Origin of the sequence: Micromonospora sp. DT229 (assembly GCF_049844505.1) — a bacterium.
Taxonomy (GTDB): domain Bacteria; phylum Actinomycetota; class Actinomycetes; order Mycobacteriales; family Micromonosporaceae; genus Micromonospora.
Window position 1 is genome coordinate 318,829 of the sequence record NZ_JBNCLD010000001.1, and the last position, 20,442, is coordinate 339,270.

19 protein-coding genes and 2 pseudogenes are annotated in these 20,442 nt (G+C 71.7%); 5 read left to right on the forward strand and 16 right to left on the reverse strand.

Annotated elements, in window-relative coordinates; genetic code table 11:
* Window positions 1-181 precede the first annotated feature (181 nt).
* Window positions 182-1,444, reverse strand: coding sequence for a cupin domain-containing protein (locus ACLQ2T_RS01555; protein ID WP_425764180.1), 1,263 nt, complete (start codon window positions 1,442-1,444; stop codon window positions 182-184).
* A gap of 15 nt (window positions 1,445-1,459) precedes the next feature.
* Window positions 1,460-1,696 (reverse strand): annotated as a pseudogene (locus tag ACLQ2T_RS01560) (hypothetical protein); the annotation flags it as partial.
* Window positions 1,697-1,960: 264 nt separating this feature from the next.
* Between ACLQ2T_RS01560 and ACLQ2T_RS01565 the strand changes: the two are divergent.
* Window positions 1,961-2,707, forward strand: a complete 747-nt coding sequence (locus ACLQ2T_RS01565; protein WP_425764181.1) for a PIG-L deacetylase family protein — start codon at window positions 1,961-1,963, stop codon at window positions 2,705-2,707.
* A 184-nt stretch (window positions 2,708-2,891) separates the two neighbouring features.
* On the opposite strand, the gene ACLQ2T_RS01570 is transcribed toward ACLQ2T_RS01565, so the two are convergent.
* The 8 genes and pseudogenes from ACLQ2T_RS01570 to ACLQ2T_RS01605 all read right to left on the reverse strand — a co-directional run bounded on the left by ACLQ2T_RS01570 (window position 2,892) and on the right by ACLQ2T_RS01605 (window position 8,256).
* The gene (locus ACLQ2T_RS01570) at window positions 2,892-3,320 is read right to left on the reverse strand and encodes a DUF2267 domain-containing protein (protein ID WP_425764182.1); all 429 of its coding nucleotides are present in this window, start codon (window positions 3,318-3,320) and stop codon (window positions 2,892-2,894) included.
* 301 nt (window positions 3,321-3,621) lie between these two features.
* Window positions 3,622-4,496: pseudogene (locus tag ACLQ2T_RS01575) on the reverse strand (DUF72 domain-containing protein).
* A gap of 45 nt (window positions 4,497-4,541) precedes the next feature.
* Window positions 4,542-4,940, reverse strand: a complete 399-nt coding sequence (locus ACLQ2T_RS01580) for a TraR/DksA family transcriptional regulator (RefSeq protein ID WP_425764183.1) — start codon at window positions 4,938-4,940, stop codon at window positions 4,542-4,544.
* Window positions 4,941-5,062: 122 nt separating this feature from the next.
* The gene (locus ACLQ2T_RS01585) at window positions 5,063-5,704 is read right to left on the reverse strand and encodes a uridine kinase (protein ID WP_425764184.1); all 642 of its coding nucleotides are present in this window, start codon (window positions 5,702-5,704) and stop codon (window positions 5,063-5,065) included.
* A gap of 45 nt (window positions 5,705-5,749) precedes the next feature.
* A complete protein-coding gene (locus ACLQ2T_RS01590; protein WP_425764185.1) occupies window positions 5,750-6,361 on the reverse strand; it encodes a winged helix-turn-helix domain-containing protein in 612 nt (203 codons plus the stop codon).
* A 339-nt stretch (window positions 6,362-6,700) separates the two neighbouring features.
* Entirely contained in the window at window positions 6,701-7,222 is a 522-nt protein-coding gene (locus tag ACLQ2T_RS01595) for a winged helix-turn-helix domain-containing protein (RefSeq protein ID WP_425764186.1), read from the reverse strand.
* 45 nt (window positions 7,223-7,267) lie between these two features.
* Entirely contained in the window at window positions 7,268-7,759 is a 492-nt protein-coding gene (locus tag ACLQ2T_RS01600) for a rhodanese-like domain-containing protein (RefSeq protein WP_425764187.1), read from the reverse strand.
* A gap of 35 nt (window positions 7,760-7,794) precedes the next feature.
* On the reverse strand, window positions 7,795-8,256 hold the full coding sequence (locus ACLQ2T_RS01605; protein ID WP_425764408.1) for a cysteine dioxygenase: 462 nt from the start codon (window positions 8,254-8,256) through the stop codon (window positions 7,795-7,797).
* A gap of 179 nt (window positions 8,257-8,435) precedes the next feature.
* Here ACLQ2T_RS01605 and ACLQ2T_RS01610 point away from each other — a divergent pair, with 179 nt between their 5' ends.
* A complete protein-coding gene (locus ACLQ2T_RS01610) occupies window positions 8,436-8,825 on the forward strand; it encodes an ankyrin repeat domain-containing protein (RefSeq protein ID WP_425764188.1) in 390 nt (129 codons plus the stop codon).
* Here the strand turns inward: ACLQ2T_RS01610 and ACLQ2T_RS01615 are convergent.
* From ACLQ2T_RS01615 to secA2, 4 genes are all read right to left on the reverse strand, one after another.
* Window positions 8,780-9,592 carry a class I SAM-dependent methyltransferase gene (locus ACLQ2T_RS01615; protein WP_425764189.1) on the reverse strand — a complete coding sequence of 271 codons (813 nt, stop codon included), beginning with the start codon at window positions 9,590-9,592 and terminating at the stop codon, window positions 8,780-8,782. The two genes, ACLQ2T_RS01610 and ACLQ2T_RS01615, sit on opposite strands and share 46 nt — an antisense overlap.
* A 75-nt stretch (window positions 9,593-9,667) precedes the next feature.
* The gene (locus tag ACLQ2T_RS01620) at window positions 9,668-10,201 is read right to left on the reverse strand and encodes a DUF2231 domain-containing protein (protein WP_425764190.1); all 534 of its coding nucleotides are present in this window, start codon (window positions 10,199-10,201) and stop codon (window positions 9,668-9,670) included.
* A 100-nt stretch (window positions 10,202-10,301) separates the two neighbouring features.
* Window positions 10,302-11,042, reverse strand: a complete 741-nt coding sequence (locus ACLQ2T_RS01625) for a GAF and ANTAR domain-containing protein (RefSeq protein ID WP_425764191.1) — start codon at window positions 11,040-11,042, stop codon at window positions 10,302-10,304.
* 209 nt (window positions 11,043-11,251) lie between these two features.
* The gene (gene secA2 / locus ACLQ2T_RS01630) at window positions 11,252-13,546 is read right to left on the reverse strand and encodes an accessory Sec system translocase SecA2 (RefSeq protein WP_425764192.1); all 2,295 of its coding nucleotides are present in this window, start codon (window positions 13,544-13,546) and stop codon (window positions 11,252-11,254) included.
* A 377-nt stretch (window positions 13,547-13,923) separates the two neighbouring features.
* On the opposite strand from secA2, the gene ACLQ2T_RS01635 reads away from it, so the two are divergent.
* From ACLQ2T_RS01635 to ctaD, 3 genes are all read left to right on the forward strand, one after another.
* The gene (locus ACLQ2T_RS01635; protein WP_425764409.1) at window positions 13,924-14,847 is read left to right on the forward strand and encodes a glucosyl-3-phosphoglycerate synthase; all 924 of its coding nucleotides are present in this window, start codon (window positions 13,924-13,926) and stop codon (window positions 14,845-14,847) included.
* A 114-nt stretch (window positions 14,848-14,961) separates the two neighbouring features.
* Window positions 14,962-15,690 carry an ATP-binding protein gene (locus ACLQ2T_RS01640; protein WP_425764193.1) on the forward strand — a complete coding sequence of 243 codons (729 nt, stop codon included), beginning with the start codon at window positions 14,962-14,964 and terminating at the stop codon, window positions 15,688-15,690.
* An 87-nt stretch (window positions 15,691-15,777) separates the two neighbouring features.
* Window positions 15,778-17,781 (forward strand): cytochrome c oxidase subunit I, encoded by a 2,004-nt coding sequence (gene ctaD / locus ACLQ2T_RS01645; protein ID WP_425764194.1) that lies wholly within the window; start codon window positions 15,778-15,780, stop codon window positions 17,779-17,781.
* Window positions 17,782-17,857: 76 nt separating this feature from the next.
* Here ctaD and ACLQ2T_RS01650 read toward each other — a convergent pair whose 3' ends face one another.
* Window positions 17,858-18,736, reverse strand: a complete 879-nt coding sequence (locus ACLQ2T_RS01650; RefSeq protein ID WP_425764195.1) for a SigB/SigF/SigG family RNA polymerase sigma factor — start codon at window positions 18,734-18,736, stop codon at window positions 17,858-17,860.
* 217 nt (window positions 18,737-18,953) lie between these two features.
* Window positions 18,954-20,300: a hypothetical protein gene (locus ACLQ2T_RS01655; protein ID WP_425764410.1), complete on the reverse strand. Its 1,347-nt coding sequence runs from the start codon at window positions 20,298-20,300 to the stop codon at window positions 18,954-18,956.
* Between the last annotated feature and the right edge of the window lie 142 nt (window positions 20,301-20,442).

Below are 20,442 nucleotides of genomic sequence, written 5' to 3' on the forward strand. Positions count from 1 at the left end.
CCCCCTTGTGCGCGCGTCGATCGCTCTCCCTTACGCGTCGATCTTGCACTTTTCGTCGCCGCAAAAGCCGCGAAGCGGGGCGAACCAGCGACCGAAAGTGCAAGATCGGCGCGCAGAGAGAGGGGTGCGGGAGGGAGAGAGAGAGGGGGTTAGGGGGTTAGGGGGTTAGGGGGTTAGGGGGTTAGGGGGTTAGGACTGCTTCTTGGAGGAGGCGGCGGGTCAGGGTCAGGCGGTCGGTGTCGGCGTCGAGGGCGGGGAGGTCGGCTACGCGGGTCACCTCGCCGGTGAGCAGGGCGCGGAGGGCGGGTTCGCAGTATGCGGGCAGGGTGATGGTGCGGTCGAACAGGCACAGGGTGACCTGGTCGCCGGTGACGGCCAACTGCCAGCGCAGGCCGGGGCGGACGGTGACGTGGGAGTCGACCGTCAACGTGGCCAGGGCGGCGGCCTGGGCCAGGGGACGGATCGGGGCAGGCCGGGACGCCGACCAGGCCCGCTGCCGCAGCCGGGCGGCCACCGCCGCCGGGTCGGCGTGCGACAACCAGTCGCGCAGCGCCTCGACGGTCTCGGTGAGTTCCGGCTCGATGGCCTCCGGGTCGGCCAGGTCGATGCCGAAGGGCAGGGTGGCCCGCAGCCGGGGGTCCTCGGTGGCCAGCGCCAGCAACTCCTCGACCAGGGCGTACCGGGTCAGGGCCCGGACGCCGACGGTGAGGTGCAGGGAACTGGACTCCTGCGCCTGGGCGCTGTGCAGCCAGCCCCGGGGCAGGTAGAGGGCGTCACCCGGCCCTAGCACCACGTCCAGGGTGGCCGGTCCCGCAGCGGTGGCGGCGACCTCGTCGGCCCGTCCGCCCCACGGTTGGCGCTCCAGCGGATCGGGCAGCACCGGCGGGTGGATCCGCCAGTGTTTGCGCCCGTCGACCTGGAGCACGAACACGTCATGGGTGTCGTAGTGGGTGGCGAAGCCCTGGCTGCCCGGCGGGGTCAGGTAGGCGTTGACCTGCAACGGTTGCCCCACCGCCAGGCTCAACTCGCTAGTGAAGTCGATCAGAGGTGGCCAGTTGCGGTGCAGACCCTGAAGCACCAGGGTGGCGCCTCCGGCGTACAACTCCAGGATCTTCTCGTCCAGGACCTGGTCGCCGATCTCGGCGCCGGCCCCACCGCCGCCGGTGTAGCGCGCCGCCGGCAGCACCTGGCCGTCCTTGGCCACCCGCAGGAAGGGGGTACGCAGACCACGCCGGCTGAGCAGTTCGTCGGCGTCGTCCGGGCTCAGCAGGTCGGTGAAGCCGGCCGGGTTGGGCAGTTCGGCGGCGCGGGACAGCAACGGAGTGTGTCCCCAGTGGGCGGTGGCGAACTTCTCCGGCTCGACGCTGACACAGCGGGCCAGCGCCGACGGCGGGTACGCAACCGCCGGGCGGACACCGCCGCCCGGCGCATCGAGTCGCGTCATCGTGTTCGGTCGTCAGGCAGCACCGTCGGCACCACCATCGTGCTGACCCGGCGTGGCACCACCATCGGCCGGACCCTCGGCGCTGCCGTCCGCCCCACCATCGTGCTGACCCGGCGTGGCACCACCATCGGCCGGACCCTCGGCGCTGCCGTCGGCACCACCGTCGTGCTGACCGGGGGTCGCGCCGCCGTCGGCCGGGCCTTCCAGGCCGCCGCCGCTGGTGCTCTGGATGTCGTCGTCGTTGAGTGGCATCGTGCTCCCTCGGATGAACCAGCCCCCGCCGTCGGTGGGGTTTGCCGTGCCGCGCGTGGTACCCCACGCGCGATCTTCTCTAAACCAGTGCCACCCACCGTAGACGCCGATACACCGCGACACGCCCGGTTCGCCCCGCTCGGTACCCCCCGGGCGAGGTCACCGCAACCGACCGGAGTGCGGGCTGAGGGTGCAGAGGTCGATTCCGGTGCAGTACGGCCGACAGTGACAGGATGGGGCGAGCCGAGCAGTACGGAGGTGGCGATGACCGAAGCACTGGAACCCCTGGAGCCGGTGACCGAGGACTGGCAGCGCGCCCTGGCGATCGTGGCCCATCCCGACGATCTCGAATTCGGCGCCGCCGCCGCGGTGGCCCGCTGGACCGGGCAGGGTAAACAGGTGGTCTACTGCCTGGTCACCAGCGGGGAGGCCGGCATCGACGGGATGCCACCACCGCAGGCCCGGCAGGTACGCGAGCAGGAGCAGCGCGACTCCGCGGCCCTGGTGGGGGTGGACACGGTCGAGTTCCTGGGCCTGCCCGACGGGATCCTGGAGTACGGGGTGCCCCTGCGCCGGGAACTGGCCGCCGTGGTCCGGCGACACCGGCCGGAGATCGTGATCACCAACAACTTCCGGGCGACCTGGGACGGCGCCGACACCCTCAACCAGGCCGATCACATCGCGGTAGGACGGGCCACCCTGGACGCGGTACGCGACGCCGGCAACCGGTGGATCTTCCCGGAGCAGTTGACCGGCGGAGTCGAGCCGTGGGGCGGGGTACGCCAGGTCTGGGCGGCCTCCTCTCCCCGGTCGAAGCACGGGGTGGACACCACCGCGACCTTCGACAAGGGGGTGGCGTCCCTGCTGGCGCACGAGGCGTACCTGACCGGGCTGGGTGACGGCAGCTTCGACGCCGAGGAGTTCCTGGAAGGCGGGGCCCGCCCGGTCGGCACCCGGCTGGGGGTGCGCTACGGCACCTCGTTCGAGGTGTTCCACTTCGACCTCTGGTAGGCCCGTCCAGCGACGGGACGGGGAGTTACCCACGCCGTTACGCCGGAACGGCGGAGACCGAGGCGGCGGGAAACCGCCATTCCGGCGTAACGGAGTCGATCAAGCCCGACCCGGGCGGTGCTGGAACGCCGCGCCGGGTCCCGGACGCGCCGTCCGGGTGAGCCGGGCGGCGCGCCCGCGACGGTCAGGGCATGAGCGGAACGAGATCGTCCGGCATGGTGGACCGCACGTCCTCCCATTCGCCCGGGGAGAGGTGCCGGCGCAGGGTGTCCAGCACCACCTGGACCACCCGCTGCGGGCCGCCCTGTGCGTCGTAGGGGAAGCCCTGACGGACCGCCTGGAGGAAGTCGTCCCGGCTCAGCTTGATCGGCACCTTCTCCGGCTGCCAGCCCTCGAAGTAGAGGCCCCGCACCAGCATCGGCAGTTGCGCGGAGAACTGGGCGCACTCCTGCACCGGCATCCGGTCACGCAGCAGGTGCAACACCGTACGCAGGGCCGCGTAGGACTGGTTGCGCTGTGCCTTCGGCCAGCCGTAGGCCCGCTCGATGTCCTTGAGGATCAGGTTGATCTTGTCCACCGAGGACTCAATCGCAGACTCGAACCGCTCAGCCATCTGTCCACCTCCGTAGGTCGGTCTCCCACCGTCGGTCGTCGGGGCGTCGCGGCGGCCCCACCGGCCCGCGTCGCGGCCGGATCGGGCTGGCCAGCCCGGGACCTGCCCGCCCGGCCCGGTCGTCTGCCCCGACGACCCGCAGGACAGCCTCCCGCCGCCGATGCGGTACCACCGTCATCGCCATCCACCTCCGTGCGGTCGCCTCGCGCGGACGACCTCGGCTGCCACCACCCTGCGCCGACTCAAGGTGACCCACCCTCACCCCGTCCGGGTGAGATGTCCCGAGCACACCCGGCGGCGGTCAGTCGGATTCGGTCAGCAGCGCCTGGAGTTGCTTGGCGTTGACCTGGGCGTAGTCCCGGTAGCAGTTGTTCATCAGCACCTGGGTCTGCCGGGTCTGGTCGGCCAGTTCGCGTAGCTTGGGGGCCCAGTCGGCCAACTCCCGCTTCGAGTAGCGGTAACCGAACTTCTCGTGGATGTCGCGGCTGGTCCACTTGTCGCTGTGGCCGTGGAAGCGGACCACCGCCAGATCCGAGGTGGCCGCCAGCACCGGCGGAATCGAGGACCGGTGTCCCTGCGGCATGTCCACGCTGACGTAGGCCAACAGATGCTCGCGCAGGAAGTCCAGGGTCTCGGCGGCGTTGTCCCCGTCGAACCAGGAGGCGTGCCGGAACTCGAAGACCGGACGCAGCGGCGCGCAGCGCCGGGTCACCTCCAGCAGGTACTGCTTGTTGTCCCGGCGCAGGGTGAACCAGGGTGGGAACTGGAACAGCAGGGCACCGAGCTTGCCCGCCTCGGCCAGGGGGTCCAGGGCGCTGAGGAACCGGGTCCAGACCTCCTCGTACGCCTGCGGGGGCAGGTCGTCCGGGTAGAGGTTGCGTTTGTCGGTGGTCGGCCGCAGGTCCTGGTAGATCGCGCTGACCTTGGTGGGTGGCCGGTGAGCAGGCTGAAGGCCTTGATGTTGAAGGTGAAGCCGGCCGGGGTGCGGTCGGCCCACAGTCGGGCGGTGCGCTCAGCCGGCGGGGAGTAGTAGGTGGCGTCGACCTCGACCAGCGGGAACTGCCGGGCGTAGTAGGCCAGCCGCTTCTCCGGGGTGTCCGCCGTCTGGGGGTACCACCCGGAGTCGAGCAGGGTGCGGTCGGTCCAGGAGGCGGTCCCCACGGTGATCTCGCCCATGGGTGCCCCGCTCCGTGTTTCGGACCGACCGCCGACCGCTCCCGCTCACGCGGCCCGGCGTTCCCGGGTCTGCTTGCAGGTCACGCAGGTGGTGGCCGATGGGAAGATCTCCAGCCGTTCCACCGGGATGGGTGCGGAGCAGCCCTCGCAGAAGCCGTAGGTGCCCTCGTCGAGCCGGGTCAGGGCGTGCTCGAACTGGGCCCGGCGGTCGAGGATGGTGCGCAACAGCGACTGCGCGGTGTCCCGTTCGGCGGTCTTGGTGCCGCTGTCGGCCTGGTCGTCGCCCGCGGTGTCGCCGACCTCTACCAGCCGCAGCACCTGGCTCTGCTGCACGGCCTGCTCGTACTCCTCGGACAGTTCGGCGTAGCGGGCCTGAAGGGAGAGCCGAATCTGGTCGATCTCCACCTGGGATCGTCCCGTGCCGACCGTGTCGTGGACGAGCATGGCTGCCTGCCTTCCTGGGGCTCATCGTCATCGCGGGTGGGACCACCCCACCCGGTCATACCGCCCAGGCGGGTGATCACCCGGGCGCTGTGAGCCCCGCGATTACCCCGGTGGCCCGAAGGTCAAACCGCGTCCGGCACGGATTCCACGATCGCCGGCCGACGCGGGTCGTCCAACCGGACCACCAGATCGGCGAAGGTGGCCGGGGCCACCTCCTCGGCGTAGCGGGCGTAGGCCGGCAGGGTCCAGGCCAGGTCGGCAGGGGTACGCCGCCCCAGGGCGGCGGCCGACATCTCCAGGTGCACGGTGATCTCGAAGGGCAGGCCTCCGCCGAGCAGGAAGGCGCCGCTGACCAGGATGATCCCGTTCGGGGGCAGCTCGACGTATTCGGCCCGGCTGGCCCGGTCCCTGCAGGGGTCCCACAGGGAGGGCAGGATCCGCCCGTCCCCGTCCGGCCCGGCCGGATCGAGCACCTCCCGGCGCAGTCCGGCCTCGTCCACCCAGCCTTCGTAGTACGAGTCCGGATTGGTCCGGCCCCGCTCCAGGCGTACCGAGGCGGGGCGCAGGAAATCCTCGGAGCGGATGTGCCGGGCCGGGCGACCCCACGCTCGCAGGGGGTCCACCAGGGCCGCGGCGATCTCCCCGGGGCGGGCGGCGCTCGGGCCGTCCACCGCCACCCGCAGGCGCCGGGTCGGGTCGGTGTCGGCGAGTCGCTGCGCCAGTTCGGTGACCAGTCGCTGCGGGGAGATGGGACGCACACGCATCCGACAATCGTGCCCGGTGATCCTGGAAGGGACTGTCGGTGTCGCTCAGCCGGTCTGGTCCAGGGTTACCCGGGCCTCGTCGGCCAGCCGGTAGCCGACCCCGTAGACCGTGGTGACCAGGGGGACGTCCACCCCGACCTTGCCGCGCAGTCGGCGTACGTGCACGTCGACCGTACGCACACCGGCGTGTTCGTAACCCCAGACGGCGTTGAGCAGCTGGAGCCGGGTGAACACCCGGCGCGGATGCACCACCAGGTGCAGCAGCAGGTCGAATTCGAGCCGGGTCAGCGGCAGTGGCTCGCCGTCGCGCAGCACCGACCGCGAGGAGGCCAGGATGTGCAGGGTGGGGATGGTCGGGGCGAGGGGTCGGGCCGGTGTCCGCCCGGCCGGTACGACCTCGGTGCGCCACTCCGGTACCACCGGGCCCCCGTTGACGATCGTGCCCTCGCCTCGTTCCAGCAGTTCCCTGGCGGCTTCCAACAGCTGGCGGGCGGCCGGGGTCAGGGACTCCTCACAGGCCAGCGGAATCGACAGGGTGACCGTGATGACCGGGGTCGCGGTGCCGGTGGGGCGGCGTTGGCCGCCGGGTGGCCGACCGGGGACCGCTGGTTGGGACGTATGCCATCCGGCGCGCGACGAAGCGGGGCTGACCGACATGGTCCTCCTAGGCTGGTCCGGGCTTTCCCCACGGCCCCGAGACGCCGCTTTATCGATGTTTCCCGGCGCCGGTGTGCGGGTCAAGGGGCGGCTGCGTTGTGTGAATGTGACAATTGGCCGACACTTCGGAGCCGTCCGCTCGCTCTGCGTACGAGGCCAGATGATTACAGCAGAGTCGTCAACTTGACCCGATACGGGGGGTCGACACCGGAGTTCACCTTTCGTCGGGAGCCGCGATCACCTGCCCGAACGGGGGCCCTGACCAGCTTTCCAAGCTCCGGGTCCGGGCCCGACAGCGTGGCGCGGCCCCGGCCGGGACCCGCCACGCTGGACGAGGGCTCAGCGTTCGACGCTCACCCGGGCATCGTCGGCCAGCCGGTAACCGACACCGTGGACGGTGGTCAGCAGCGGTGTACCGGCGCCGAGTTTGGCGCGTAACCGACGCACGTGCACGTCCACCGTGCGGGCCACCGCGTGGTCGTATCCCCAGACCTGGTTGAGCAACTGGAGGCGGGTGAAGACCCGCCGGGGCCGCTCGGCCAGGAACAGCAGCAGGTCGTACTCGATGCGGGTCAGCGGGATCACCCGATCGCCCTGCCGGACGGTCCGGGGTCCGGTGAGGATGCGCACGACGCTCGGATCGGCCGGCGGGGCGGCGACCGGGTCGCGGGACAGCCGCCCCTCCCCCGCCTCGGCCAGTTCGCCGAGCAGTTCCACCAGCCGATGCAGGCGCGGGCTCGTCGCCGCGGCGGCCAGGTCGACAGTGATGGTCAGGGTGGGGCCGGTGCGCCGCCGGACGAGGCGACCTCGGTGGGTACGGCCGGAGGGGTGTTGGCGTGGGGTGATGGCGACGACGGACACGACGGCCTCCTGGGGACTACCGCCACGCCGGGTGGGCGTGGCTGATCAGTGGGACACCCGGCCGGCGGTCGCCGGGGGCGCGGGGGTGGTCGAGCGGATCAACGAGGTGGGGCCCAGTACCGGCAGGCCGGCGATCCGCCAGGCGGCGAAGCCACCGATCACGTCGGTGGCCCGGAACAGGCCGAGATCCTGCAACGATGCGGCGGCCAGGGAGGAGGTGTAGCCCTCCTGACAGAGCACCACGACGGGCAGGTCGTAGCCGACGGCCTGGGGCAGCCGGGCGGGACACCGGGGGTCGAACCGCCACTCCAGCACGTTGCGTTCCACCACCAGGGACCCGGGCACGGTACCGTGCGCGGCCCGCTGCGCGGCCGGTCGGATGTCGACCAGCAGGGCCCCGGCCCGGTATGCCAGGTGGGCCTGCTCCGGGTCGAGCCGGTTCAGCCGGGCTCGGGCGGCGCTCAGGATCTCGTCGATCCCCCGGGAACCCGGCGGGGGCGTCGGACAGTGCTCGGCGGGGTCGGTCTGCGGCATCATCGTTCCTTCCAGGTGTTGCGCGGGGTGAAGGGGGTTCACCATGCCACGCCGGCCTCGGCCACCTCGGTGACGCGCAGCCGACCCGCCTCCAGGTGGTAGCGGGTCATCCGACGCAGGGCGGGGCGGTAGACGTGCACGCTGACCGCCGGTTCGGAATGCCGGTTGGTGACCATGTGCACGTGCCGGGGGCCGAACCGGCGGCCGGTGCCGGCGGCGAGCAGGTGCGGACGCAGCCCCGCCCCGCTGACGGTCTGCTCGGTGAGCACCCCCGAGGCGACCAGGAAGGCCCCGGAGGAGCCGCCGTGATCGTGCAGGTCCGTACCCTGTCCGGGCAACCAGCTCAAGGCCCACACCTCGTGGTCGTCGTCGGCGGCCAGCCGGGCGTACCACCGGCTGGTCGGGTCGAAGCGCAGCGGTACCGGCCAGCGGGTCGGGTCAGCGGCCCAGCCCCGGGCGACGGCGAGCAGGTCGGGTTCGGTGGCGAACAGGGCAGACATGAGGTTCCTCGCGATGGTCGGCAGGATCGCCACCAGTTTAGGATGTAAACCCTATAGGTTTAGTAGGTTATCCCGAATACCGGGACAGGGTTCCTTCGGCGGTGACCGCGCCACCAGCCGATGAGGGTCACGGATGGCCGGGCTGAGCGCCCTCTCGGCAGGGCGACTAACCTGACCCGGTGAGCGAGGAACTCGACGCCGAGACCCTGGAGTTCGCGCACCGGATGTTCGACCTGGCGCGCGACGGGGCCACCGCCGAACTGTCCGGGTACGTCGATGCGGGGCTGCCGGTCAACCTGACCAACGACAAGGGCGACACGCTACTGATCCTGGCGGCGTACCATGCCCACCCGGAGACGGTGGCCGCGCTGCTCGACCGGGGAGCCGACCACACCCGGACCAACGACCGGGGACAGACGGCCCTGGCGGCGGCGGTGTTCCGCAGCAGCGGCGAGGCGGTACGCGCCCTGCTGGCCGCCGGCGCCGACCCGGACCACGGCAATCCGTCCGCCGTGGAGACCGCTCAGTTCTTCGACCTGTCCGAGATGCTCACCCTGCTGCGCGCCTGACCGACGCCAGGCCGACGCCGGGCCTCGATGAGAAAACGTCGGGCGTGGGCGACGAACGGTCCCTCGGCGCGGATGCGCTCGTGCAACCGGGCCAACGCCGGCCGGTGCGCCGCAACAGTGAAACCGGGCACCGTCCAGACCACCTTGCGCAGGAACCAGACCACGGCACCGACGTCGTGGAACACCGTACGCAGGGTGGCCGTACGCAGGTCGACGACGGTCAGCCCGGCCGCCTCGGCGGCCGCGACCGCCTGCTCCGGATGCCGGTGGGCCGGTGGCGGCAGCGGCCCGAGGATCGCCTCGCTGAGTTCGCGTACGGTGCCCGGCCCGATCTGTTGGGACAGGAACGTCCCACCGGGCCGCAGCACGCGCGCCACCTCGGGCCAGTCGGTGTGCACCGGATGCCGGCTGACCACCAGGTCGAAGGTGGCGCTACGCAACGGCAGCGGCGCGCCGGGGCTCACCGCGATCACGCTCGCCCCGATCGGGCGAAGCCTGGCCCGGGCCACCGGCACGTTCGTCGGCCACGCCTCGGTCGCCACCAGCAGCCGGGGCGGGTGGGGCACCTCGGCGAGCACCTCTCCCCCGCCGGTGTCGATGTCCAGCGCCGCGTCGACGGTCGCCATCCGCGCCGCCATCAGACGGGCGTACCCCCAGGGTGGGCGCTCCTCGGTGGCCCGTCCGGCGAGCCAGTCGAAGGCCCAGCCCTCGACCGGCGCGGCGGCACCGTCGACGACCAACTCTTCGAAGCTCGCTTCCCGGGACACGGGCTCAGCGTGTCCGGGGTGTCTCCACTGTGGCAACGCCTTTTCCCGGTCGTGTGCGGACCCGGGCTGAGCCCGCTACGGACGCGGGCGGACGATCTCGACGGTCCGGGCGTCGACGCCACTGAGGGCGGCGGCACGGGGGGTGCCGGAGCCGCGCAGGGCGTCGAAGCTGGTCGGCTCGGCCCGACCGGGCTCGTAGTGGCGCATCAGCCGGGCACCCAGGGCCACCCCGAGACCTCCGACGGCCAGGGCGAGCATCTCGACCACCAGCAGTACGGCGGTCGCACCCCGGGTCGGCGATTCCGCCCGCACCAGGCAGGAGAGCAGGAACAGCCCGGCCATCCCGGCGTTGACCAGGTTGAAGCTGATCGCGGTGCGGCGAGTCCGGTCCGGCGGCACGTCCCACAGGTCGACCATGCCGGCCACCATGGTCAGCCCCGCCGCCACCAGGGCGGCCACCACGGTCCAGTAACCGACCTCGCCGAGCAGGACCGGGCCGCCGGCCACCTGGGCGAAGTCGAAGATGGTCGCGCAGACGAACAGCCCGTACGGGAACGTCACCAGCATCGGTTGAATGGGGTGCCCCTGCACCCGCAGTCGGCTCTGCATCGTTCCCCCTGGGATTGGAATCAGCTCACCAGTCCAGGGTGCTACCCGGGGGCCACCAGGGCGAAACGAGAGCCGCGCTCAGTTGTCCGAGGTCGGGAACTCAGTTGTCCCGAGGACGGGAGACCGTGCTGACCAGCCGCGCGGCCACCTCCCGCAACGGGATGGACAGCGACGAGGCCGCGCTGCGCAGCACCTCCAGGGCGTCCTCCGGGGGGCAGCCACGCTGAGTCATGATCACCCCGATGGCCTGGCCGATCACCCCCTCGCCGAGCAGGGCGGCGTCCCGGGCGTCGGCCTGGGCGCTGCGCCGCTGCCGGTCCCGGACGGCGGCCAGCAGCAGACCGGCCTGCTCGGCCAGGAGCATGGCGGTGAGCTGGTGGCCGGTGGTCAGGGCGTCGGGTCGGTCGGCGTAGAGGTTGATCGCCCCGATCACCTGCTCGTCCACGTCGACCGGGGCCGAGATCACCCCGTGCACCCCCAACTCGCCGGCCTGGGCCCGCCAGTGCGGCCAGCGGGGCTCGGTGGCCAGGTTCTCCGCACGGACCATCTCCCGCAGCCGGATGGCGTCCATCGCCGGGGTGTCGGAGCCGTACCGCAGGTCGTCCAGCCCGCTCATCGGGGCGTCGGAGGCGGCCACCCCGACCGGCTCACCGGCCCGCAGGGCGGTGAACCCGCACCAGTTGACCCCCGCGATGGCGTCCCGGGTGATGCGGACCAGGGCGGACAGCGCCTCGTCGAAATCGTCCAGACCGATCAGTCCGGCGGTCAGCTCCCGCAACAGGGCCGCCGTCTCCAGCACGCCGAGGGTCTCCGTCAGCGGTGGACTGGTCTCCAGGTTCACCGGCCCGCAGCCCTCGTACGCCTGGCCAGCGTCCTCACGGTCTCCTCCTCGGCTCCGAGACAGGCACCAGGGCGGCCCCGACGGCGGCCCTGGCGTCAATGACCCGCCCTACTACCCGCCACAACTACGGTCGAAACGGTGCAAAGCGGGGCCCCTCCCAGGGTACGGGTACCTCCGGGAGGGGCCGCGACCGGATCGGTCGGTACGCCTCAGCGAGCGCCCGCCCCGCTGAGCCGCCGACCGACCGAGGCGATCAGCCGGTCCAGTTCGGAGCCGAAGGGGTTGTCGTGCACCAGGTAGGTCCAGGTGGCGCTCGGCCGGACCAGCTCCGCCGCGTCCGGCTGCCAGTCCTCGTCGAACTCGGTCTCGGTGAAGGTGGCCAGGGTGCGCGCCTCGATCTCCGGGACCAGGTTGGTGAAGGCCGGCACGGCCGCCCGGTGGAACTCATCCAGGGGGTCGAGTCGACCCAGGGCGCGCAGGTGCACCCCCTCGCGGACCTCGGACAGCTCGGCCAGGTGGTCGGCCCAGAGCCGGTCCAGGTGGTAGAGGGCGATCGACCGGGCCACCCGGGCGAGCAGGTCCTCGTCCATCTCGCCGGCCTTCTCCGGCATCTTGTCCAGCAGCATCAGGGCGGCGACGTCGCTGGTCAGCAGCCGTTCCCGACGCTCGGCCAGGGCCTTGCGCTGCTGCTCGATCACCACGCTGTAGCGCCAGGTGTTGCGGTGGATCTCGTGGTTGACCCCCTCGGCGACCCGCTGGGCGTGCTCGACGGCGTAGTCCACCTGAGGGTCGGTGACCAGACCGTCGGCGTTCATCCGGGGCGAGGGCGGGACGGTGTCGCCGGCGTGCCGCACGACCAGGTCGTCCTCCAGGCTGACGAAGAAGACCGACCCACCCGGGTCGCCCTGCCGGCCGGCCCGTCCGCGCAGCTGGTCGTCGACCCGGCGGCTGTCGTGCCGGCCGCTGCCGATGACGTAGAGGCCGCCCAGCTCGGCGACCCGCTCCTGATCGCTCTGGTCGCTGCCGCCGAGTCGGATGTCCACCCCTCGACCGGCCATCTGGGTGGAGACGGTCACCGCGCCGTGGGCACCGGCCTCGGCGATGATCGCCGCCTCCTCGTCGTCGTTCTTGGCGTTGAGCACCACGCACGACACCCCGACGGCGTTGAGCCCGGCGGCCAGCTGCTCGGACTCCTTGACGTCCAGGGTGCCGACCAGCACCGGCCGCCCGGCGGCGTGGCAGCGCTGGATCTCGTCGATCAGCGCCTCCTCCTTCTCCGCCCGGGTGGCGTAGATGCGGTCCGGCTCGTCCACCCGCACGCAGGGGGTGTTCGGCGGGATCACCGCGACCTCCAGCCCGAAGAACTCCCGCAGCTGGTCACCGACCAGCACGGCGGTGGCGGTCATGCCGCACACGGTCGGGTAGAGACCGATGTACGCCTGCACGGCGATGGTGCCCAGCACCTCACCCTCGGCGGTGGCGTCCAGGCCCTCCTTGGCCTCGACCGCCGCCTGCAATCCGTCCGGCCAGCGGCGGCGCTGGGCCACCCGGCCGCGCATCTCGTCGATCAGCTCGACGGTGCCGTCGCGGACGATGTAGTCGACGTCGCGGTGCAGCAGGGCGTGCGCGTGCAACGCCACGTTCACCGCGGAGAGCTGCTCGACGTTCTCCTCGTCGTACAGGTCGATGCCGAGTTTGGCCTCGACGGCGGCCAGGCCGGCGGTGGTGAAGGCGACACTGCGGCCGTCCTCGGCCACCGTGTAGTGCTTGCCCTTGCGCAGGCCGCGCACCAGCGCGGCGGCGGCGTGCACCGGGTCCTGCTCGCTGGCGACCGAGCCCGCGAGGACCATCGGCACCCGGGCCTCGTCGATCAGGATCGAGTCCGCCTCGTCGACGATCGCGGTGCGCAGCGCCGGCTGGACCCGGTCGGCCACATCGGTGACCAACTGGTCGCGCAGGAAGTCGAAACCGGCCTCGCTGACGGCCACATAGGTCACGTCACAGGCGTACGCGGCCCGCCGCTCCGCCGGGGTCGAGGCCTCGTTGACCCAGCCCACGGTGAGCCCGAGCAGGGTGTAGACCGGCTCCATCCACTGCGCGTCCCGGCGGGCCAGGTAGTCGTTGACGGTGAGCACGTGCACCGGGCCGTTGCCGAGCCGCACGTGCCCGTAGGCGGCGATGGCCGCGGTCAGGGTCTTACCCTCACCGGTGGCCATCTCGGCGACCTTGCCGGACAGCAGCGACATCGCGCCGAGCAGCTGCACGTCGTACGGCCGCTGGTCGAGGCCGCGGCGGGCGGCCTCACGCCCGAGGGCGCAGATCTCCTCGTAGGTCGAGGCCACCCCTGCCGCCTCGGTCAGCTCCGCGTCGTCGAAGGCCTGGACCTTCTCCTCGCGGGCCTCGATGGCCGGCAGCAGCTTCTCCAGCGGGGCCAGGTCGACCGTGGTCCCCGGGCGCTGGAGGAACCGGCGGAACCTGGTCTTCAACCGTTGCGACACACCCATGAGCGGCAACGGTACGCGACCGGAGGCCCCTTTCGCGCCCTCCCCGGCGTGCCTTGAGGTTGCGCCCAGGCAGCCCGGCTCACGCACCGCCCGGACCGACCGCCTCGGCACCCCCGGCCGACCCCACCTGACCAGGGCGGAGAGCCGGACGAAAGGCGGCAACGCAATCAAAGCTTCACCAGCCGGGAACCTGCCCGGAGCAGGGCTGTGATCAAGCTAGAGACAACGATCCGGTTAGCTAACACGGAGCACCGGGGAATCCCGGTGCTCCCGCGAAGGGGGTGCCTGTGCGGAACACCGAACCTCTGGTCTCGCCGGTTGTCGAGGCCTGGGCCACCTACCGGACCAGTTCCGCCGCGGACTGGCCGACCCGGCGGCTGCTGCGGGCCAAGGGGGACAGCCGGGTCAGTGTGGTGTTGCCGGCCTGCAACGAGGAGGCCACCGTCGGGGCCATCGTGTCGACCATCCGCGAGCATCTGGTGGAGCGGGTACCCCTGGTCGACGAGTTGATCGTGGTGGACTCCCGCTCGACCGACCGCACCGCCCAGGTGGCCCGGGCGGCCGGCGCGGAGGTGGTCAGCCAGGACGCGATGACCCATGGGCTGCCCCGACTGACCGGCAAGGGCGACGCCCTGTGGGCCGGGCTGGCCGCCGCCGAGGGGGATGTGGTGGCCTTCGTCGACGCCGACCTGCGGGAGTTCCGCCCTCACTTCGTCACCGGGCTGCTCGGCCCCCTGCTCACCGACCCCTCGGTGGATTTCGTGAAGGGCTTCTACCACCGGCCGCTGATCGGCCGGAACGCGGTGGAGGCCGACGGGGGTGGCCGGGTGACCGAGTTGATGGCCCGTCCCATGCTCAACCTGTTCTGGCCGGAACTGGCCGGTTTCGTGCAGCCCCTGGCCGGCGAGTACGCGGGCCGCCGCGAGGTGCTGGAGCGGGTGCCCTTCGTCTCCGGCTACGGTGTCGAGACCGCCATGCTGATCGACCTGCTCGAACTCGTCGGCCTGGACGCCCTGGCCCAGGTCGACCTGGGCGAACGCAAGCACCGCCACCAGGACACCGCCGCCCTGGGCCGGATGTCCGCCCAGATCATGCTCACCGTCTGGTCCCGATTGCAGCGTCAGGGCTGGGCCAGCCCGGAGATGCTGCCCACGGCCGTGCTGACCCAGTTCCGCCGGGGTGGCTCCGAGGCGCTGCCGAACCTGGACCGGGAGATCGTGGTCAGTGACGTACGGGTCGAGGAACGGCCGCCCCTGGCCGAGCTGCGTCACCGGGTGCCGCGCCGGGTCGCCGCGGCGTGACCCGCCCCACACGGCCGCCTACCCGGCCCGGGGAAGCCGTTTCGGTGGGCTGGACGCCGGGTAGTTGACAGCCCTGCGACACCGGCGGAAGACATCGGCGGAACGAGGGCGGAGATGGCGAGCCGGATCACCTGCGACGTGCACGACGGGACACCTGTCACCGTCGTACGCCTCGCCGGCAGCCTGGACCTGACCACCACCCGCCAGGCCTTCGCGGTGCTGGACCGCTGCCTGGCCACCCAGCCGGACGCGCTCGTGGTCGACCTGACCGGACTGACCGTGCACGACCCGTTGGCGGTGGCGGTGTTCACCGCGGCGGCGCGACAGGCCGCGGGCTGGCCGGTGGTGCCGATGGTGATCTGCGCGCCGTATCCGGACCCGGCCGCCTCGCTGGCCGCCTCCCCGGCCTGCCGGGCGGTGCCGGTACGCCATGACTGCGACGAGGCGGCCCGGGTGGCGGGCGCCTCGGCGGTGCCGAGGGTGCGGCTGCGGCTGGAGCCGGTGGCGGCGGCCTGCCGACGCGCCAGGGAAATGGTCGCCGAGGCCTGCGCCCGGTGGAATCTGCCCGCCGCCGTCGAGCCGGCCTCGATCGTGCTCAGCGAACTGGTCGGCAACGTGGTCCGACACGCCGGCACCCCGATGCAGGTCACCTTGACCCTGCGCCAGCCGTGGCTGCACCTGACCGTGGTCGACGGCAGCCCCGAGACGGCCGAGCCGGGCCGCCCCGGTGAGCGCGACGAGGGTGGCCGGGGACTGCTGCTGGTTCGCGAGCTGGCCGCCCGGTGGGGCAGTGCGCCGGCCGGCGACGGAAAGGCCGTCTGGGCAACACTACTGGCGAATTGACCGAATTCCTCCCTGTCGCCTGGTTACATGGTCGGCGGGTCGGGTAGTCACGCCCGTCCTTTGGCGTCGTCGACGGGTGGAAGCATCATGCCCAAGCGGGTACCGACCGAGACCGGACAGGACCGTGGGCCGGCCATCCTCGCACCGGCCCAGTTCGGCGGCTATCCCGGCGCCCTGAACAAGCCCCTGCCGGGCAGCAAGCTGGTCCGGTTCCTGGCCACCACCGATCACAAACAGATCGGGCTGCTCTACCTGATGACCTCGTTCGGCTTCTTCCTGGTGGCCGGGATCGAGGCGATGCTGATCCGCGCGGAACTGGCCCGGCCGGGCATGCAGTTCCTCTCCCCCGAGCAGTACAACCAGTTGTTCACCTCGCACGGGGCGGTGATGCTGCTGCTGTTCGCCACCCCGGCGGCGTTCGGGTTCGGCAACTACATCGTGCCGATCCAGATCGGCGCGCCGGATGTGTCGTTTCCTCGGCTGAACGCCCTGGCCTACTGGCTGTACCTGTTCGGCGGGCTGATGGTCCTCGGCGGATTCCTCACCCCCCAGGGCACCGCCGACTTCGGCTGGACCGCGTACACCCCGCTGAGCACCGCCCAACACTCCCCCGGCGCCGGCGCGAATATGTGGGTGATCGGCCTGGTCGTCTCCGGCCTGGGCACCATCCTCGGTGCGGTCAACCTGATCACCACGATCCTGACCCTGCGAGCCCCCGGCATGACCATGTTCCGGATGCCGATCTTCACCTGGAACATGCTGTTCACCAGCCTGCTGGTGATCCTGGTCTTCCCGCTGCTGGCCGCCGCGCTGCTGGCGTTGAGCGCCGACCGGCTGCTGGACGCGCAGGTCTACAACGCCGACACCGGCGGGCCGATGCTGTGGCAGCACCTGTTCTGGTTCTTCGGCCATCCCGAGGTCTACATCATCGCGTTGCCGTTCTTCGGCATCATCACCGAGATCATCCCGGTCTTCTCCCGTAAGCCGCTCTTCGGCTACACCGGTCTGGTGCTCGCCACCGCCGCGATCACCGTGCTGTCGATGACGGTGTGGGCACACCACATGTTCACCACCGGCCAGGTGCTGCTGCCGTTCTTCGCCATCCTCAGCTATCTCATCGCCGTACCGACCGGGGTCAAGTTCTTCAACTGGATCGGCACGATGTGGAAGGGGCAGATCACCTTCGAGACCCCGATGCTGTTCGCCATCGGCTTCCTGGTGACCTTCCTGCTGGGCGGGCTCACCGGGGTGCTGCTGGCCAGCCCGCCGGCCGACTTCCACACCCACGACAGCTACTTCGTGGTGGCCCACTTCCACTATGTGCTGTTCGGCACGGTGGTCTTCGCCCTCTTCGGCGGCTTCTACTTCTGGTGGCCCAAGATGACCGGGCGGCTGCTCGACGAGCGGCTCGGCAAGCTGCACTTCTGGACCATGTTCATCGGTTTCCACGGCACCTTCCTGGTGCAGCACTGGCTGGGCAACGAGGGGATGCCCCGCCGCTACGCCGACTACCTGCCCACGGACGGTTTCACCACGCTGAACACGATCTCCAGCATCTTCTCCTTCGTCCTCGGCGCCTCCACCCTGTTCTTCATCTGGAACGCCTGGAAGTCATGGCGGTTCGGCGCCGTGGTGACCGTGAACGACCCCTGGGGTTTCGGCAACTCGCTGGAGTGGGCCACCACCTGCCCGCCGCCGCTGCGCAACTTCGACCAGATGCCCCGGATCCGCTCCGAACGCCCGGCCTTCGACGCCAAGTACGGGCCGTACGTCTCCGATCTGGGTGGTGACCTGCCGCAGCGGGCCACCCGCCCACCCCAGGAGCTGCACGACGAGATGCACCGGGAGAAGCACCGGCCCGAGTCGCCCAGCGCCGAGGGGGCGCACGGCGCCCAGGAGGCCACCGCCTACCACCCCGATCCCCGCTCCGGAGCCCGACCGGTCGAGGTGCCGGAACCGGACGAGGTGCTCCGGCCCAGCTTCGAGGAGACCGACGAGCCGGAGGAGAACCCCCTGGGCGCCGATCGCGGTCCGCAGTCCTCCGACCGGTGGCGGCATCCGCGCGGCCACGGCGACACCCCGGACAACTGAGCGGGAGTACGCGCGTCAGCAGGGCGGCACCGGTCGGTGCCGCCCTGCTGACCGTCCGTCTCCGCCGGTCAGGGTGTCAACGTGCCCGTACCGAGGCGGGGCGGGACGGACCGGCCGTCGCCGACTCGGTCTCGGCGGTCCCGTTCTGCCAGGGTGGCGGGGTGTCCGCGAGCATCGCCTGGCGCAGCCAGGTCAAGGCCCGCGACAGCAGCCGCGACACATGCATCTGGGAGATGCCGAACCGGGCGGCGATCTCCGCCTGGGTCTGGTTGCCGTAGAACCGCATGGCCAGGATCCGCCGCTCCCGCCAGGGCAGCCGGTGCAGCAGCCCGCTGACGGTCACCCGGTCGTCGACCGATTCCAACGCGAAATCCGACTCACCCACCAGGTCACCGAACTCGGCCGAACTCTCCCCACCCACCGGCGCGTTCAGCGAGGCCGGGCTGTACCCGGCGGCGGACTCCAGGGCGGCGAGGATCTCCTGCTCCGGGGTCTCCAGCCGTTTCGACAACTCGGCCACCGTCGGGGCCCGGGACAGCTCACTGGTCAGTGCCGCCGTCGCCTGGCCGACCTCCAGGATCAGGTCCCGCAGCCGACGGGGCACATGCACACCCCAGGTGCGGTCCCGGAAATGCCGCTTGATCTCACCCACGATGGTGATCGCCGCGTAGGCGGTGAAGGAGCCCCGTTCCGGGTCGTACCGGTCAACGGCGTTGACCAGACCCAACCGGGCCACCTGCTCCAGATCCTCCAAGGGCTCCCCGCGCCCCCGGTAGCGGCGCGCGAGACGTCCGGCGAAGGGCATCGCGAAGCGCACCAGGTCGTCGCGCGCCTCGTGGCGGCGTTCCGGGGGCAACCCCTCGATCCGTGCCGCGTACGCCAGCGCCGCCGCGTCGAGATCCTCCAGGCCCCGATCGGTGGATGGTGGTGTGGTCGTGGTGGTCTGTCCGAACATCCGCGCCTCCCTCAGGAAGGACCCCGCCCGGATTCGGCCGGCACCGCACCCGGGCGTGGACACGCACGGGCCGGTGGACTGGGTTTACATGACTGGGATGCGAGCGGGCGACGGCCCTCTGCCACGCCAATGTGATCAGCCTGTCGCAGCCGGCGGTGTTCCCGCTCCGTAGGTACTCAATCACGGGATCGCGGGTTCGCGAGGATGTTTCGCCAGGTCAGCGGACCAGCAGGCCGTGCGCGGCGCTCCCGGCACGCAGCGCGGCGAGGGCGTCCACCACCTTGATGCGGGGCGGGGTGGGCAGGTCGTACGGCTGGGCGCGGAGCACCTCGGTGGCCCGGCGGGTGGGTACCGAGGTGACCGGGTAGCCCCGGGCCGCCGAACGGTCCAGGGCCCGACGACGGCGGCCGAAACCGGCGACGGCCAGCCACTGCGGCAGCCCGGCCAGCGCCGGGGACCGCACCCCGGGTGGCTCCGGCAGGACGTCCACCGAACTGAAGGCCTCACTGCCGGCCAGCCACCATTCGACCTGCTCGACGCAGCGCCGGGTGGAGTTCTCGCACCAGTACGGCACCATTCCGGCGCGGACCACCTGCCAGGGGTCGAGCAGCCGACCGCACTCCACCACCAGGCGGTTTCCGGTCTTGCCGGCGGCCCGCAGCCAGCGGCGGTACAGGTCGGCGGTGGCCGCACTCAACGCCGCGGGATTGGGGACGACGATCTGGTGCAGGGCATGTCCCTCGCGGCTCGCCCAGCCCGCGACACTGCTGTCGAAACCGGCTTCCACCCCGTGCTCGGCGCCCCCGGGCGGAGTGGAGATCTCCGGCGGCTCCCAGTGCGCACCGTCGCCCCCGGCGGACCGCAGCACCTGACGCAGGGTGTGGCTGTCGGGGTGGAAGTCCACCGGGTCCAGCCCGCTGGCCGGGCAACCCACCTGGAAACTGTGCCCGTCGGCGGCCTCGAAGACCGGCCAGGTCCGGGCGTCCCGCAGCACCACCACCGGGGCTCCCGGTTCCAGCCGCTGCGCCAGGAAGCGCCGGTAGGCCTGGGGCAGACTCCGCCACCGGGCGGTCAGCGCCACCGTGGCCGAGGCCAGGGCGCCTCGGCTGGCCGGGCAGTGCACCTGCCGCAGGTGCAGGTCGGGGTTGCCGGCGAGCATCCGTCCGGCTAGGGCAGCACCGTGGTCCAGGGCGGCTCGGGGGCGGTCCACGGAGCCCTTGGGCCAGTGCGCGACCATCTCGAACCCCGCCGGCAGCCAGGGCACCCCCAGGGCCACCGCCAGGTGGGCGGCGGCGCCGTGCGGCGAGCCCAGCAACACCCCGGGGTAGCGGCCGGCCGGATACTGACCGACGAACCACTCGGCGACCCGGGCCGCGTCCACCTCGGCGGCCTGCCCGGCGGTCAGGGCCACCCGACCGGCGGAGCGTACGGCCACCGCCCGGCGGACCGGATCAGGAGTGCCGACGAACCGGGACATCGGTCCCGCCTGGCCGAGATCGGCGCAGTCCTCCCCCCGCAGCGCCCGGGCGGTGGCCGCGACGAGGACCCGGGCGGTGCTGCCCATCGCCACCACCCGGTCACCGGCCAACCCGGCACCCGCCGCGGTGATCTCCCGCCGCACCTTGCGCACCGGCCCCACCCTGCCCCGTTCACTCACGCGCCCCGGCTTCCCGCCCGGATGCGGGTTAAACAGGGCATCACCTCAC